Here is a 15,545-nt window from a genome sequence, read left to right as displayed (position 1 = left end):
GCAGGCCGGCCGGCCTGGTCGTCCAGCTACATCCGCAGCGGTGGCCGCGCCATCTCGCGCACCCGGCTCAGCCCAGCGGTGGTGGCGATGACGACCACCGTGTCGCCCGCGTTCAGGTACCGGCCCTCCGACGGCTCGATGGTGACCCCGCCGCCGCCACTGGGATGGCTCCTTGTCCGGATCGCCAGGAGCCGGCTCTTGGCGTCATCGTCGCCGTGCTCCCCGGACCCGTCGAGGTCGACGTCGTCGGGGCGCATGCGGGCCATCGGGCTGCCGTCCAAGATGAGTACCTCGGCGAGCACGAGCACCCGGTCCAGGTAGGGGACGGTGGCCGTGACGTCCTGGCCGATCATCGCGGCGGCGAACGACGGCGCGGCGAGGAACGAGGAGCTGAGCCCCGCTGAGTCGGGGATCTCGCGCCGGATGCGCCGCGACAGGTCCTTGTCGAAGACCCGCAGGACGGTCCGCAGCGCCGGGGCGTCCTTGGACCGGGGGATCGAGCGTGCCGCGAAGCCGATGCCGATGGTGATCGCCCCGCCGCTCGTGACGACCACTATCGCCTGGGCGGCGTCCACGTACGCGGCGCTCAGGGTCGCCGCCCGGCGGGCGTCGCCGATCACGACGGGCACGTCCCGGGACCGCGCGACGGCGATACCGCGCGCCGACTCGTCGATATCGACGGCGACCACCGGCACGCTGCGCCGGTCGAGGGAGCGCACGATGCGGGTGCCGAGGTCGCCGAGCCCGACGACGACCACGTGGCCGGCCATCGGGCGCCGCGGCGAGCCCGCGTCGAGCAGGCGCTGGGTGCGCACCACGCCGTCGACCACCACACCGGTGACCCACGGGATGACGGCGACGCTGACGATCGTCAGGACCACCTGGGTGGCCTTGACCAGGGGGCTCGCGTCGTGGTCCGGGTCGCTGCCGGCCAGGGAGGGCAGCACCGCCTCGTACAGCGCCCCGGCGAAGGACGAGCCCGTGGCGAGCTGCATGGTCACTGCGCCGATCAGCACGACCACGAGGAGGACGCCGGCGGCGAGCAGCAGGTTCCGCCCGGACGTGATCGCGAGGGTGCGCAGGTACTCGCCCACCCGGCGCCGGCGGTGCGGGTCCACCTCGTCCTCGTCGGGCTCCAGGTCCGCCTTGACCTCCGGCAGCACGTCGTCCTCGGCGGCTTCCGCCAGGAGGACCTTCGGGGTGAGGCCGTTCGCGATCTCCTTGTCGCTGGGGAGCGCGGTGACGGCGCCGTCCCGGTCGGTCGCGAACAGCACCATGTGCGGGCGCAGGGACGTGACCTCGTCGGACACGGCGACCAGGCGCCGCCCGCCGCGCACCGGCAGGCTGATCTGCCGGCGCAGGGCGGCGCCGACGATCTCCGGCGCGGCGAACGCCGACGACGACAGCACGGTGCAGTGGTCGCGCTGCAGGTGCCGGCCGAGCGACTCGTCGAAGATCCGGACCACCACGTGCAGCCTCGGCCAGGTCTCGCGGAGCAGGAGCGCCAGGGCGACGTTCCCGCCGTCGTCCTGGTTCACGAGGGCGGCCGCCGCGGCGCGGTCCGCGCCGGCCTCCTTGAGCGCCCCCTCGTCGACCCGTTCGGTCTCGAACAGGCTGACGAGTTCGAGGAGTTTGCCGTCGCCGTCGCGCTTGGGCTTGCCGTCGTCGTCGAGGTTGAGGTTGAGCATGTCCTGCGCGTACCGGGAGGTGCGGTCCGGGACCACGACGGTCACCGTGCCCCGGAACCGCGTGCTGAGGGCGCGGGTGAGGCGATAGGCGAGGGGATTGTCACCGACGACTATGTAGTGCGCGTTCGTGCCCGGTACGGCATCCGTCATGGTGGCAGAGCGTAGCCGGGCCCTCCGACAACTCCCACGAATGTGTGGGCTGGTCGCCGGAGGGCCCGGGGGACTCCAGGTCAGGAGGGGACGTTCGCCACGCCGTCGGGCAGGAACCGCCTGCCCAGGATCTTCTCGCTGTAGCCGGTGCGGTCCAGGTACGGCGTGATGCCGCCCGTGTGGAAGCCCCAGCCGGCGCCGAGGATCATGGCGAGGTCGATCTGCTCCGGGCCGGGCACCACGCCCTCGTCCAGCATGAGACCGATCTCGACGGTCAGGGCGCTGAGCACCGAGTCGAGCACGCCGTCGGCATCGAGCACGCTCTGCCCGCTCCTGCCGGGCTCGCCCGGGCTGAGCGCAGGGCCGAAGTACTCCTGGATGGCCGGGTTGACGGGCTTGGGCAGGCCCTTGGCCGGGGCGTCCAGCACCACCCGGGTGCCGTCCTCGACGATCTTGGCGAGGCCCGCCGACGCCGGGATGCGGTCGCCGAGGTTCTCCCGCAGCGACGTGAGCACGTGCTGCGCGACGGCGGGGCCGACCAGGTCGGTCAGCTCGAACGTCGGCATCGGGAGGCCGAGGGGTGCGAGCGCCCGGTCGGCGACCTCGACGGGGGTCCCGCCCTCGATCGCCTCCATCACCTGGCCCATCACGAGCAGCAGCAGGCGGTTCACGATGAAGCCCGGGCGGTCGGCCGACATGATCGCCGTCTTGCGGAGCTTCTTCGTGATGGCGAACGCCGTGGCGAGGGCCTCGTCGGAGGTCCGCTCGGCGTTGATCACCTCGACCAGCGGCATCTGGGCCACCGGGTTGAAGAAGTGGATGCCGACCACGCGCTCGGGGTGCTGCAGGTCCGCCGCCATCTCGGTGACGGACAGCGCCGAGGTGTTGGTCGCGAGCACCGTCTCGGGGGTGATGACGCCCTCCAGCTCGGCGAAGACCTTCTTCTTGAGGCCCATGACCTCGGTGACGGCCTCGATCACGAAGTCGCAGGAGGCGAACTCGTTGAGGTCCGTGGTGCCGGACACGGAGGCGACGATGCGAGCAGCGGCGTCGGGTGAGAGGCGCCCGCGGCCGGCCAGTTTCTCGGCCGTCTCGCGGACGAAGGCCAGGCCCTTGTCCACGCGCTCCTGGTCCAGGTCGCGCATGACGACGGGGACGCCGAGGCGCTGCGCGAAGAGGAAGGCCATCTGGGCGGCCATCAGGCCGGCGCCCACGACGCCGACCCGGGTGACGGGCCGGGCGAGCTGGGGGTCCGGGGCGCCCTGCGGCTTCTTGCCGCCGCCCACGAGGTTGAACGCGTAGATGCTGGCGCGCATCTCGTCGGACATGATCAGGTCCGCCAGGGCCTGGTCCTCCGCCGCGAACGCGTCCGCCTTGGTCGCGTTGCCGGCGGCGGCGATGAGCTCCAGCGCGCGGTGCGGCGCGGGGCGTGACGCGCCGACCAGGGTGTCGACCTGCGCCTTCGCGGCGGCGACGACGCCGTCCCACACCGGCTGCGGGTCGAGCTCGCGGCGGGGCACCTCGATCTCGCCGGTGACGACCTTGGCGGCCCAGATGATGGACTGCTCCAGGAAGTCGGCGGCCTCGAACAGCGCGTCGACCAGGCCGATCTGCAGGGCCTCGGCGGGCTTGTACGGCTTGTTCGCCGCCGGGCGCGTGAGGATGACCTCGACGGCCTTCTCGACACCGACCAGGCGCGGGACCAGGTACGCGCCGCCCCAGCCGGGCACCAGGCCGATGCCGGTCTCGGGCAGGCCGAGCGCGGCGGCGTCGGACGCCACGGTGCGGTAGTCGCAGTTGAGGGCGACCTCGAGGCCGCCGCCGAGGGCGAGGCCGTTCACGAACGCGAAGGTCGGCACGCCGGTGGCCGCGCGCAGGTCGCCGAGGATCGTGTACGCGGCGTGGCCCATGCGGCCCAGCTCGACCGCCTCGTCGTGGCTGCGCACGGAGGTGATGCCCTTGAGGTCGGCGCCGGCGGCGACGAAGTAGGGCTTGCCGGTCACGCCGACGGCGGCGATCTCGCCGGCCTCGGCGCGGGTGCGGACGACCTCCAGGGCCGCCTTGAGCTCGGCGATGCCGGCCGGACCGAGGGTGTTGGGCTTGGTGTGGTCCAGGCCGTTGTCGAGCGTGACCAGCGCGAGGACGCCGGCACCGCCGGGCATCTGCACATCACGCACCAGCGAGTGGGTGACGCGCTCGCTGAACGTCGAAGGGGTCTCAGGCACGGGTCAGTTCTCCTCGTCCGTGTGGCCGGAGTAGTCGGCGTTGTGCGGGTTCTCCCAGATGACGCTGCCGCCCTGGCCGAGACCCACGCACATGGCGGTGAGGCCGTAGCGGACCTCGGGGTGCTGCTCGAACTCGCGGGCGAGCTGCGTCATGAGGCGCACGCCGGAGCCTGCCAGGGGGTGGCCCATCGCGATGGCGCCGCCGTACGGGTTGACCCGCGGGTCGTCGTCGGCGATGCCGTAGTGGTCCAGGAAGGACAGGACCTGCACCGCGAACGCCTCGTTCAGCTCGAACAGGCCGATGTCGCCGATGGTCAGGCCGGCGGTCTTCAGGGCCTTGTCGGTGGAGGGCACCGGGCCGTAGCCCATGATCTCCGGGGGCACGCCGGCGAAGCCGTACGACACCATGCGCATCTTGGCCGGCAGGCCCAGCTCGGCGGCGACGTCGCCGGCCGCGAGGATGGCGCCTGTCGCGCCGTCGGTCAGCGGGGACGACGTCGCGGGGGTGACCCGGCCGCCCACGCGGAACGGCGTCTTGAGGCCCTGGATGGACTCGAAGGTGGTCTCGGGGCGGGGGAGCTCGTCGGTGGTGGCCAGGCCCCAGCCCTGCTCGGAGGAGCGGATGGCCACCGGGACGAGGTCCGGGTCGATGTTGCCGTTGGCCAGCGCCTTGGCGTACTTGGTCTGCGACTCGACGGCGAACCGGTCCGCGCGCTCCTTGGTGAGGTGCGGGAACTTGTCGTGCAGGTTCTCCGCTGTGACGCCCATGTTCAGGGACTGGGGGTCCACGAGCTTCTCGGCGACGAAGCGGGGGTTGACGTCGGCGTCGAAGCCCATCGGGTGGCGGCCCATGTGCTCCACGCCGCCCGCGATCGCGATGTCGATGGCGCCCATGGCGATGCCGGCGGCGGTCGTCGTGGCGGCGGTCAGGGCGCCGGCACACATGCGGTCGATGGCGTAGCCCGGCACGGACTGGGGGAGGCCGGCGAGCATGCCTACCGTGCGGCCGAGCGTGAGCCCCTGGTCGCCCTGCTGGGTCGTGGCGGCGATGGCCACCTCGTCGATCCGCTCCGGCGGGAGCTCGGGGTGGCGCCGCAGCAGCTCGCGTACCACCTTCACGATGAGGTCGTCGGCGCGCGTCTCGGCGTAGAGGCCGTCGGGCTTGGCCTTGCCGAAGGGCGTGCGGGCGCCGTCGACAAAGACGACGTCGCGTACCGCACGGCGGGCACGCGGTGTTTCCGGGGCTGCGGTCATCAGCAGAACTCCTGGTTTTGGGGACGGCGGCGTCCGTTGAGCGGCGCCGCTGGATCGAGATACACGCTACCGCGAGTACCGGTAAAAAGCACGCACGAAGTGAGACCCGGTTCGGTGGAACGTGACACCGAGTCTCGGATGGCGGTGCGGGAGCCACTGCGGCGCGTCGGACGACGACGGCGGCGCTGCCGTGAGTTCGGTCAGTGGCTACCGGCGCTGGCATGAGTTCGGTCGCCTGCCTTGAGATCGGTCCGTTGAACGACCGATCTCAAGGCAAGCGACCGAAGTCAGCGTGATGTGGCGTGCGGGGGACCGAAGTCACCGTGATGTGGCGTGCGGGGGACCGAACTCAGCCGTTGCCGCGGAGCTTGCGGACTACCTTCTTGGCCGTCGGCAGCGCGGTGTTCCAGGTGTTGTACCAGCGCGAGAACGCGACGTCGATCGAGCCCACGAGCTCGTCGGTGTGCTTGGCGAAGCTCTTCTTGAAGTCGCTGATGCCGTCGTTGAGCAGGCCGTTCATGTCGTACCGCACGAGGCCCTGCTCCCGGGCGATCTCGATGGTGCGCCAGTAGGTCGGCGCGGTGGCCGTGGCCTTGCGGCCGGCGTCGTTGCCGCCCCCGTACAGCAGGAACGAGGTGCTGGCCGAGTTCACGCACCACGCGAAGCATGCGGGCGCGTCGTCGATGTAGGTGGCCACGAGCACCGACTTGTCGCCGAGCGACCGGTTGACGTCGAGGTAGTACTCGTCGGAGTGGATGGCGAAGCCCGCGCGCTCGGCGGTCTCCTTGTAGACGTCGAGCACGCGCAGCACCTCCGCGTCCTCCGTGACCCGGCGGATGTCGAGGCCCGCCCGGCTGCCCTTGCGGATCTCGTACCGGGTGGACTTGCGCATGTCCGCCAGCAGCTCGTCGGCGGACTGGGTGAGGTCCAGGATCAGCGTGCTGGGGATGAGGATCTGGTTCGGCGCGTACCGCCGTCCGGCCAGGTCGAGCTGGGTGCCGGCGGGCCAGTCCGGCTCGATGGTGATACCGACGCCGCCCACGTTCTCGCGCGCCCACTCCACGACGGTGTTCGTCACGGCGTTACGGGTGGCGGTGTCGCCGACGCCGAAGACGGCCTGGGCCGTCTCGCCGTCGTGGTGCGCGACGACGGGGCCGCGCGGCACGTACGAGAGAGCCTTGAACTGGGCGGGCAGCGGCCGCACGAGCAGCTGCGCCAGGCCGACGGTGGCGCCGTCCTCAGTCACCCGCAGGCGGTGCGCGCGCCAGTTGCCGGCCGCCTTGACCTCGCCCCATCCCCACAGCTGGAGCGGGTGCCCGCCCAGGGCGAGCACCTCGCGGTCCCAGGTCGAAGGTTCGGTGACGACGTCGACGGCGAGCGTGATGGGCTCCGACAGGGCTGGCATGGGGACGACTCTACTGGGGTCGACGCGGGGCTTTCACACCTGTTCCCGTGTCACCTCGGCGAACGCCCGCTCCAGGCCCTCCACCAGGAGGCCGAGCTGCCACTCGCGGGCGCCACGGCTCCGCAGGAACTCGGTGATCGCGCCGGCGTCGGCGGGCGACGGCGGCGTCCAGCACAGGCGGCGCAGCGCGTCGGGCTGCAGCAGGTTCTCGACCGGGATGCTCAGGTCCTCGGACAGCGCCGTCACGAGCTCGCGGGCCGCCGTGAGGCGGCGCGCCGCCGTGGCGTCCCGGTCGCCCCAGGTGCGCGGGGGCGGCGGGCCGTCGGTGCGCGGGCCGCGCACGCTGGGCAGCTCGGCGTCGGGCAGGGCGCGTGCCTGGTCGATCGCACTCTGCCAGTAGGCGGCCCGGCGCCTGGTGCCCTTGCCGGCGAACTCCGGCAGCAGCACGAGCTGGCCGGCGGTCTTCGGCATGGCCTTGGCGGCTGCGACTATCGCGCGGTCGGGCAGGACCCGGCCGGGCGAGATGTCCCGCGCCTGGGCGCTGGCGTCCCGCGCGAACCACATCGCCCGCACCGCGGCGACCTGGCGCGGGTTGCGCAGCACGTGCATGCCGGACGTGCGCCGCCACGGGTCGACCCGCGGCGCCGGCGGGGCGGCGGTGCGCACCGCCTCGAACTCCTGTGCCGCCCACTCGGCCTTCCCGGCGGCCTCGAGCCGCTCGGCGAGCCGGTCGCGCAGCTCGACGAGCACCTCGACGTCGAGCGCCGCGTACCGCAGCCAGTCCTCCGGCAGCGGGCGGGTGGACCAGTCGACGGCGGAGTGCTCCTTCGCCAGCCCCAGCCCCAGCACGTCGGCGACGACGGCGGCGAGGCCCACGCGCTCCATGCCGAGCAGCCGCGCGGCGAGCTCGGTGTCGAAGACCCGGGCGGGGCGCAGCCCGTGCGCGGCGAACCCCGGCAGGTCCTGCGAGGCGGCGTGCAGCACGAACTCGGCGTCGCCCACGGCCTCGCCCAGCGGCGAGAGGTCGGGGACGCCGACGGGGTCGATCAGCGCGGTGCCCGCGCCCGCGCGCCGCACCTGGATCAGGTAGGTCGCCTGGCCGTACCGGTACCCGGAGGCGCGCTCGGCGTCGGCGGCGACCGGCCCCGAGCCGGCGGCGAACGCCTCGACGACGCGCGCGAAAGCACTCTCGGTGGCCACGACGTCAGGCAGTCCGTCGGCGGGCTCGGTCAGTGGTGTGACGGGGGCCGGCACGGGCGTCGATGTCTCCGCAGGGACGCCTCGCTCCGTGGTGGTCATGGACCTACCGTATGGCGTTGCCTGGACCTGTCGGTAAACCGCCTGGTGAGGGTAGCGACGCCCTCGGGAAGCGGGGGCACTCCCGCGGCCATGGTGAGCAGCGCCGCCCACGCGCTCAGGTGCCTGCCCAGCAGCGTGTCCAGCGGTGTCCACGACGCTCGGATCTCGAGGTCCACCGCGTCGGGCGTGCCGTCGAGGGCGCCGTAGCTCTGGGACAGCACCCGGGTGACCGTGCCGCCGTCGGCAACGGTGTCCGTGCCCGGGGCGAGCCCTGCGGACTCGAGGCACTCGTGGACCCAGGACCAGGCGACGTCGGCCAGCATCGGGTCGGCGGCCATCTCGGGCTCGAGCGTGGCGCGGACCAGCGTCACCACGCGGAAGGTGCCGTGCCAGGCCTCCTGCCCGGCCGGGTCGTGCAGGACGACGAACCGGCCGGTCGCGAGCGGCTCATCGGAGTGGTCGTGGTCCTTGTCACCGCCCCGGTCGGGCCGGCCCTGCGGCGCGCCGGGCAGGACGTCGCCCGAGAGCGCCACGCTGAACGGTGCCACCCGGCGGGGCGCGGGGATCTCGGTGAGGCGCACCTCGGCGCGCAGGGCCTGCCGTCGCAGGTCGGCGAGGGCTGCTGCGAAGTCGACGGGAACGCCGGTGGGCGGGCCGCTGGTCACTTCTTCACGGTACGTCCGGGCCGGTGCCTCCAGGCGGAGGCGCGCGGCTGTCGCCGGATCGTGACCTGCGTCGCCCTGTGTTCACGGGCCCTACTAGGCTGACCGAGGGTCACGGCGCGCTGCGCGTGTGCCGGCCCGTTCCCACGGAGAAGGAGCAAGAACGTGTCAGGCACAGCACAGATCGGCGTCACCGGGCTGGCGGTGATGGGTCGCAACCTCGCGCGGAACTTCGCACGTCACGGCTACACGGTGGCGGTCCACAACCGCTCGTACGCCAAGACCGAGTCGCTGGTCGCGGAGCACGGCAGCGACGGCGAGTTCGTCCCGGCCAAGTCGATGGCGGACTTCGTCGCGTCGCTCGAGCGGCCGCGCAAGGTGGTCATCATGGTCAAGGCCGGCGGTCCCACGGACGCGGTCATCGACGAGCTGGTGCCCCTCCTGGAGGAGGGCGACATCGTGGTCGACGCCGGTAACGCGCACTTCCCGGACACCATCCGGCGCGAGGCCGCCCTGAAGAAGCACGGACTGCACTTCGTCGGCAGCGGCGTGTCCGGCGGGGAGGAGGGCGCGCTGAACGGCCCGTCCATCATGCCGGGCGGCACGCCCGAGTCGTACGAGTCGCTCGGCCCCATCCTGGAGGACATCTCCGCGAAGGTGGACGGCGTCCCGTGCTGCACCTACGTGGGCTCCGACGGCGCCGGGCACTTCGTCAAGATGGTGCACAACGGCATCGAGTACGCCGACATGCAGCTCATCGCCGAGGCGTACGACCTGCTGCGCCAGGGGCTCGGGGCTTCCGCGGCGGAGATCGGCGAGATCTTCGCGCAGTGGAACACCGGCGACCTGGAGTCGTTCCTCATCGAGATCACCGCCGACGTGCTGCAGCACGTCGACGCGGAGACCGGCAAGGCGTTCGTCGACATCGTGCTGGACCAGGCGGAGCAGAAGGGCACGGGCCGCTGGACCGTGCAGAACGGCCTGGACCTGGGCGTGCCGATCACGGGCATCGCGGAGGCCACGTTCGCCCGCGCTCTGTCCGGCTCGGTGCCGCAGCGCGCCGCCGGCCGCGCGGCTCTGCCCGCGCACGCCGCGAGCTGGGAGGTCAAGGACCGGGCAGCGTTCATCGAGGACGTCCGCCAGGCCCTGTACGCCTCCAAGGTCGTCGCCTACTCGCAGGGCTTCGACCAGATCGCGGCGGCCGCCACCGAGTTCGGGTGGGACATCGACCGTGGCGCGATGGCCCGCATCTGGCGCGGCGGCTGCATCATCCGTGCCCGGTTCCTGAACCGGATCACCGAGGCGTACGAGCGCGACCAGGACCTGCCCCTGCTGCTCGCGGACCAGTACTTCACCGACGCCGTCGCGAGCGGTCTGCCCGCGTGGCGCCGCATCGTGGCCGGTGCGGCCCAGAACGGCGTGCCGACGCCGGCGTTCTCCTCCTCGCTCGCGTACTACGACGGCGTCCGCGCCGAGCGGCTGCCCGCCGCCCTGGTGCAGGCGCAGCGCGACTTCTTCGGGGCGCACACCTACAAGCGGGTCGACCGCGAGGGAACGTTCCACACCGAGTGGTCCGGGGACCGCACGGAGGCCGAGGCGTGAGGGGTTTCCCCGCGGACAAGGGGCTGGCAGGTGGCGGCGGGGAGAGCCCGGTCCCCGAGATGATGGTGGTGGGGATCGGCGGCGACGTCGGGATGTACGCCCTGGTGCGCGCGTTCCACGAGCAGTACCGCACCCACGCCGTCGTGCTCTCCAAGGTCGCCACCCGCGCGATGCAGGACTCGGCGATCGCAGAGAACCTCGTGGTGCCCGGCCTGGACGAGGTGGACGTGTTCCTCGCGACGCTCGAGGGCATCGCGCAGCAGCACAGGGACAAGGTGCTGATCCTGCTGACGAACGCGGACTGGCACGTGCGCACCGTCATCCTGAACCGGGAGCGCCTGGAGGCGGCGGGTTACGTGCTGCCGTACCCGTCGCTGCCCGTCCTGGAGCAGGTGAGCAGCAAGGAGGGCTTCGCGCAGGTCTGCGACCGGCTCGGCATCCCGACGCCGCGCACGGTGGCGGTCGACGTCGCCAAGCTGGTGGCCGAAGGCGGCCGTGCCGCCGTGCCCACCCTCGAGGTGGACCTGCAGTACCCCGTGGTGGGCAAGCCGTCGAACAGCGCCGAGTGGTACTACGTGGACTTCCCCGGCAAGGCGAAGATCCACCACATCGACTCCCGCGCAGAGCTGGACGAGCTGCTGGGCAACCTCGCGGACGCGAAGTACCCGGGCACGTTCTTGGTGCAGGAGTTCATCCCGGGCGACGAGACGCAGATGCGGTCCCTGACCGCGTACCGCGACACGTCGGGCGAGGTGACGCTCCTGGCCACCGGGCGGGTGCTCCTGGAGGAGCACACGCCGGGCACGCTCGGCATCCCGGCGGCGATCCTGGTGGAGGCGTACGACGACGCCATGGACGCCGCCACCCGGTTCCTCGACACGACCGGCTACGTGGGCTTCGCCAACTTCGACTACAAGCTGGACCCGCGCACGGGCCGGCACGTGTACTTCGAGGTCAACCCGCGCATCGGGCGGAACAACTACTACGTGACGGCGGGCGGGGCCAACGTGGCCCGCGTGCTCGTCGAGGACTGGATCCTGCACCGCCCGATCCGCCCGGTGCGGGCGGTGCGTGAGGTGCTGTACACGGTGGTGCCGTTCGGCCTGCTGTCGAGGTACGTCCTGGACCCCGAGCTCAAGGCCCGGCTCAAGGCGCTCAAGTCCAGCGGCGACGTGGTCAACCCCCTCAAGTACGACGCCGACTCCGGTCTCAGGCGCCGGCTCATCGTCGAGGCGATCACGCAGAACTACCGCCGCAAGTACTCGCAGTACTACCCGGAGCCGACCGCTACGGGCTACTGAGGCGGGCAGTCCCGCCGACGTGTCAGACGCTCAGGTCGCCCAGGTGACCTGAGCGTCTGACATGTCCGGGCCGGGCCATGGGTACTTCTGCCCAGGTCCCCGGCTTGTCCGTCGCACGACGCGCCGAGACACTGTGGGCACATCGCCGGAGGTGTCCTGGACAACCGGGTCCTCCGGCCCGACCCACAAGACAATAGGGAACTTCCAACACATGTCGTTCTTGGACTCCGTCCGGACCTGCCTGCGCAAATACGGCGACTTCAGCGGGCGTGCGCGCCCCTCCGAGTACTGGTTCTGGTACCTCGCGGTGTCGGCCGCGTACGTCGTCGTCTTCGTGGCGTTCATGATCCCGGCCCTGATCACGATGGACCCGGTCACCGAGGAGCCCGGGGTGCTCGGCACGATCGGGATGATCCTCTGGACGATCCTCGCGCTCGGGACCGTCGTGCCGATGATCTCGGCAGCGGTCCGCCGCCTGCACGACACGGGCAAGTCCGGCTGGTTCTTCCTCCTGACCTTCATCCCGTTCGCCGGCGGCATCATCGGCATCGTGCTGCTCGCGGCGGGCGGCGAGCCCGGGCCCAACCGGTTCGGGCCGGACCCCAAGGGGCAGCAGACGGCGCCCGCGCAGCCCGCGATCGCGTACTGACGAACACACCTGGGGCGGGGCGATTCATACCTTCGGAGTGGACCGCCCCTTCTGCCCCATTTCAACCTTGTGCAGAGTTCTCCAAATCAGGAGACTATGTGCGCAGTTGCCGGAGATCTCCGGCACAACACCTGAGAGAGGTTTTCCTCCGATGTCGTTCATCGAATCGATCCGCACAGTGCTGTCGAAGTACGCGGTCTTCAGCGGCCGCGCCCGCCGCTCCGAGTACTGGTGGTTCGCCCTGGCCTACACGATCGTCATGTCGATCCTCTATTTCGCCCTGGTCGTGCCCGGCCTCACCGCCTACACGGCGGACCTCATGGCTGACCCGGCGGCGCAGATGCCCGGCTCCGTGATGACCGGCTACCTCATCGTGTCGGTCGTCGGCCTCGCGCTGTTCCTGCCGAGCCTGGGTGTCCTGGTCCGTCGCCTGCACGACACCGACCGCTCCGGCTTCTGGTACTTCTTCGCGTTCGTTCCGGTCGTCGGTCCGATCATGCTGATCGTCTGGGAGGCGACCGAAGGCACCCAGGGGCCCAACCGCTTCGGCGCGGACCCCAAGGCAGTGGAGCAGACGTCTGCCGTCTGATCTAGCCTGAGCCAGTGAACAGCCCCCGCCCCGTCCTCGTCGTCGGGGCGAGCGGGTTCGTCGGCAGCCGGGTCGCTCGCGGCCTGGCTGCCGGCGGTCGGCCGGTGCTCGCGGCCGCGCGCCGTCCGCTGCCCGAGTGGTTCATCGCCCAGCCCGGGGTGATCCCCGTCCTCAGCACCGAGGTGACCGCACTGCCCGGCGCCGTCCGCGCCGCCTGCGCGCAGGCCGGCGCACCGCTGCCCGGGGCCGTCGTGGCGTCGATCGGCGGCTGGCACAAGGGCGCCCCGCTCCTGGACGTGGACGCGTCCGAGTGGTCCGCGACGCTGGCCTCCCACCTCACCGCGCACCTCGAAGCCGCACGCGCGCTCGTGCCGCTGCTGGAGCCGGGCGACCCCTACATCGTGCTCAACGGCGCCGCGTCCCGCGAGGCCATGGCCGGGTCCGGCGCGATCAGCGTCACCGGCGCCGGGCTGGCGATGCTCGTCCAGGTGCTGCGCCTCGAGTCCCGACAGGCTCGACCACCGGAAGCCGGGCCGCCCGTGCGCTTCCACGAGCTCGTCATCGACCACGCGGTCTCCGGCGACGACCGCAACGAGGACCCGGCCCAGACCAGGACCCCGGCCCAGGTGGTCAGCGCCCTCGGCGAGCTCCTCGACCACCCCGGCGCGCCCGTCGTCGTGCACGTGTGACGTTGCTCTCCCGGCACGCCCGGTGAGCCGACCCGCCGGTAATCTTTTGCTTCGTGACAGCCGCTACCTCGACCGACAGCCAGACCGCGACGACAGCCCTGTGCGCCGTCCGACCGCAGGTGCCTGTCGACCGGCTCGTCACCGACCTGGTGCCGCCGCGCCACTTTGCGCAGGCCCGGTTTGCCACCTACCGCGCCAACCCGGTGCACCCCAGCCAGGGCCGAGCGCTCGCCCGCCTCCAGGAGATCGCGCAGCAGATCGCGGCCCCGAAGCGCGGCCTGTTCGCCCGCCGCCAGGCAGCTCCCGCGGTCTACCTCGACGGCGGCTTCGGCGTCGGCAAGACCCACCTGCTCACCTCGCTCGCCCACGCCGTCGGCGAGGCGCTGGGCCGGGACAAGGCCGCATACGGCACGTTCGTCGAGTACACGAACCTCGTCGGGGCGCTCGGCTTCCTCCCGACCGTCGAGGCGCTCGCCGCCAAGAAGCTGGTCTGCATCGACGAGTTCGAGCTCGACGACGCGGGCGACACGACCCTCATGTCCCGGCTCATGCGCGAGCTCGCGGACCGGGGCGTGGCGCTCGCGGCGACGTCGAACACGCTGCCCGGCGCGCTCGGCGAGGGCCGCTTCGCCGCCCAGGACTTTCAGCGCGAGATCAAGGCCCTGTCCGACCGCTTCGAGACCCTGCGGGTCGACGGCGAGGACTACCGCCACCGCGACGTGGTGACCGACCCCGAGCCGCTGACCGCTGACGCGGTGGCGGCCGCCGCGGCCCACCCGGGCGCCACGCTCGACGCGTTCGACGACCTGCTCGCGCACCTCGCCACGGTGCACCCCAGCCGCTACGGCGCGCTGCTCGACGGCGTCTCCGCCGTCGCCCTGACCGGTGTGCACCCGGTGACGGCGCAGGACGTGGCGCTGCGCCTGGTGGTGCTCGTGGACCGCCTCTACGACCGGGACGTGCCCGTGCTGCTCAGCGGCACCGAGGACAGCCTGTTCACCGCCGAGATGCTCGCCGGCGGGTACCGCAAGAAGTACTACCGCGCGCTGTCCCGCCTGGGCTCCCTCGCCGAGGAGGGGCGCCGCCTGGTCTGACCCCTTGGTTGTGGGCGCGATCGTTGCGCCTAAACCGGACGGATAGTCGCAACGGTCGCGCCCACAACCAGGATCCGGTCAGCTGGCCGCCAGGCGTTTCTTCTCCGCCTCTACGTCGAAGCCCGCGGGCGGCCAGCCCAGGTCCAGCGACCGGAGCGCGCCGGTGAGCAGCTCGGTGACGGCCAGGCGCGCGTACCACTTCCGGTCCGCCGGAACGGCGTACCAGGGCGCCACCTCCGTTGAGGTGCGGTCCAGCATCTCCTGGTACGCCGCCAGGTACTGCGCGCGCTTCCGGAGCACCTCGATGTCGCCCGGGTCGTACTTCCAGTGCTTGTCCGGTCGCTCGAGCCGCGCGGCCAGGCGCTTCTTCTGCTCGTCGGCCGACACGAAGAGCGCCACCTTCACGATCACGGTGCCCGCAGCGGCCACCTCGGCCTCGAACTCGTTCAGCTCGCGGTAGTGCTCGCGCCAGGTCTTCTCCGGTTCGAGCCCGTCCACCCGGACCACCAGGACCTGCTCGTAGTGCGACCGGTCGAAGGCGCCGAGGTAGCCGGGGCGGGGGAGCGCGTTGCGGATCCGCCACAGGTAGCCGTGCTCCCGCTCCTCCTCGGTGGGCACGCCGAACCCCCGGTGCATCACGCCCTGCGGGTCCACCATGCCCACGACGTGCCGCACGATCCCGCCCTTGCCCGCCGTGTCCAGGCCCTGCAGCACGAGCAGCACGGCGCGGTCACCGCCGGTGCGGCCGTGTGCGAAGAGGCGTTCCTGCAGGTCGGCGAGCTCCGGGGCCAGGGCCTCCTGGAGCGCCTTGCCGTCGCTCCGCTTGCCGGCCCAGCCGGGCTTGGCGCCCTGGTCCAGACCGTCGAGATCGGTGCCGCGCACCCACCGCAGGGCCTCCTGTGCCGGGGTCTTCCACAAATCGGGCTTGTTCGCCATCT

At 71.9% G+C, this 15,545-nt stretch carries 13 protein-coding genes; 6 read left to right on the top strand and 7 right to left on the bottom strand.

Annotated features, from left to right (window positions below):
• Positions 1–26: 26 nt before the first annotated feature.
• The 6 genes from IE250_RS01395 to IE250_RS01370 form a co-directional block, all read right to left on the bottom strand.
• Positions 27–1,838: a potassium channel family protein gene (locus tag IE250_RS01395; protein ID WP_189667478.1), complete on the bottom strand. Its 1,812-nt coding sequence runs from the start codon at positions 1,836–1,838 to the stop codon at positions 27–29.
• 80 nt (positions 1,839–1,918) lie between these two features.
• Positions 1,919–4,000: a 3-hydroxyacyl-CoA dehydrogenase NAD-binding domain-containing protein gene (locus tag IE250_RS01390; RefSeq protein ID WP_189668272.1), complete on the bottom strand. Its 2,082-nt coding sequence runs from the start codon at positions 3,998–4,000 to the stop codon at positions 1,919–1,921.
• Positions 4,001–4,066: 66 nt separating this feature from the next.
• The gene (locus IE250_RS01385; protein ID WP_189667477.1) at positions 4,067–5,317 is read right to left on the bottom strand and encodes a thiolase family protein; all 1,251 of its coding nucleotides are present in this window, start codon (positions 5,315–5,317) and stop codon (positions 4,067–4,069) included.
• Between the two features lie 349 nt (positions 5,318–5,666).
• Positions 5,667–6,722 carry a lipid II:glycine glycyltransferase FemX gene (locus IE250_RS01380; protein ID WP_189667476.1) on the bottom strand — a complete coding sequence of 352 codons (1,056 nt, stop codon included), beginning with the start codon at positions 6,720–6,722 and terminating at the stop codon, positions 5,667–5,669.
• Between the two features lie 33 nt (positions 6,723–6,755).
• A complete protein-coding gene (locus tag IE250_RS01375) occupies positions 6,756–8,021 on the bottom strand; it encodes an HRDC domain-containing protein (RefSeq protein ID WP_189667475.1) in 1,266 nt (421 codons plus the stop codon).
• Positions 8,018–8,686, bottom strand: coding sequence for a DUF3000 domain-containing protein (locus tag IE250_RS01370; RefSeq protein ID WP_189667474.1), 669 nt, complete (start codon positions 8,684–8,686; stop codon positions 8,018–8,020). The genes IE250_RS01375 and IE250_RS01370 overlap by 4 nt, the downstream gene beginning before the upstream one ends.
• Before the next feature lie 162 nt (positions 8,687–8,848).
• Here IE250_RS01370 and gnd point away from each other — a divergent pair, with 162 nt between their 5' ends.
• From gnd to zapE, 6 genes are all read left to right on the top strand, one after another.
• Entirely contained in the window at positions 8,849–10,285 is a 1,437-nt protein-coding gene (gnd, locus tag IE250_RS01365; RefSeq protein WP_189667473.1) for an NADP-dependent phosphogluconate dehydrogenase, read from the top strand.
• Positions 10,282–11,586: a carboxylate--amine ligase gene (locus tag IE250_RS01360; protein WP_229872040.1), complete on the top strand. Its 1,305-nt coding sequence runs from the start codon at positions 10,282–10,284 to the stop codon at positions 11,584–11,586. Before gnd ends, IE250_RS01360 begins: the two co-directional genes overlap by 4 nt.
• A 211-nt stretch (positions 11,587–11,797) precedes the next feature.
• Positions 11,798–12,235, top strand: coding sequence for a DUF805 domain-containing protein (locus tag IE250_RS01355; RefSeq protein WP_189667472.1), 438 nt, complete (start codon positions 11,798–11,800; stop codon positions 12,233–12,235).
• Positions 12,236–12,386: 151 nt separating this feature from the next.
• Positions 12,387–12,824: a DUF805 domain-containing protein gene (locus tag IE250_RS01350; RefSeq protein ID WP_189667471.1), complete on the top strand. Its 438-nt coding sequence runs from the start codon at positions 12,387–12,389 to the stop codon at positions 12,822–12,824.
• Between the two features lie 14 nt (positions 12,825–12,838).
• Positions 12,839–13,513, top strand: a complete 675-nt coding sequence (locus IE250_RS01345) for an SDR family oxidoreductase (protein ID WP_189667470.1) — start codon at positions 12,839–12,841, stop codon at positions 13,511–13,513.
• 53 nt (positions 13,514–13,566) lie between these two features.
• Positions 13,567–14,607: a cell division protein ZapE gene (gene zapE / locus IE250_RS01340; RefSeq protein WP_189667469.1), complete on the top strand. Its 1,041-nt coding sequence runs from the start codon at positions 13,567–13,569 to the stop codon at positions 14,605–14,607.
• A 78-nt stretch (positions 14,608–14,685) separates the two neighbouring features.
• On the opposite strand, the gene IE250_RS01335 is transcribed toward zapE, so the two are convergent.
• Entirely contained in the window at positions 14,686–15,543 is an 858-nt protein-coding gene (locus IE250_RS01335; protein ID WP_189667468.1) for a PPK2 family polyphosphate kinase, read from the bottom strand.
• Between the last annotated feature and the right edge of the window lie 2 nt (positions 15,544–15,545).

The sequence above is a fragment of the Promicromonospora soli genome (assembly GCF_014653785.1).
Classification (GTDB): domain Bacteria; phylum Actinomycetota; class Actinomycetes; order Actinomycetales; family Cellulomonadaceae; genus Promicromonospora; species Promicromonospora soli.
This window is presented reverse-complemented; position numbering and strand designations above follow the sequence as displayed.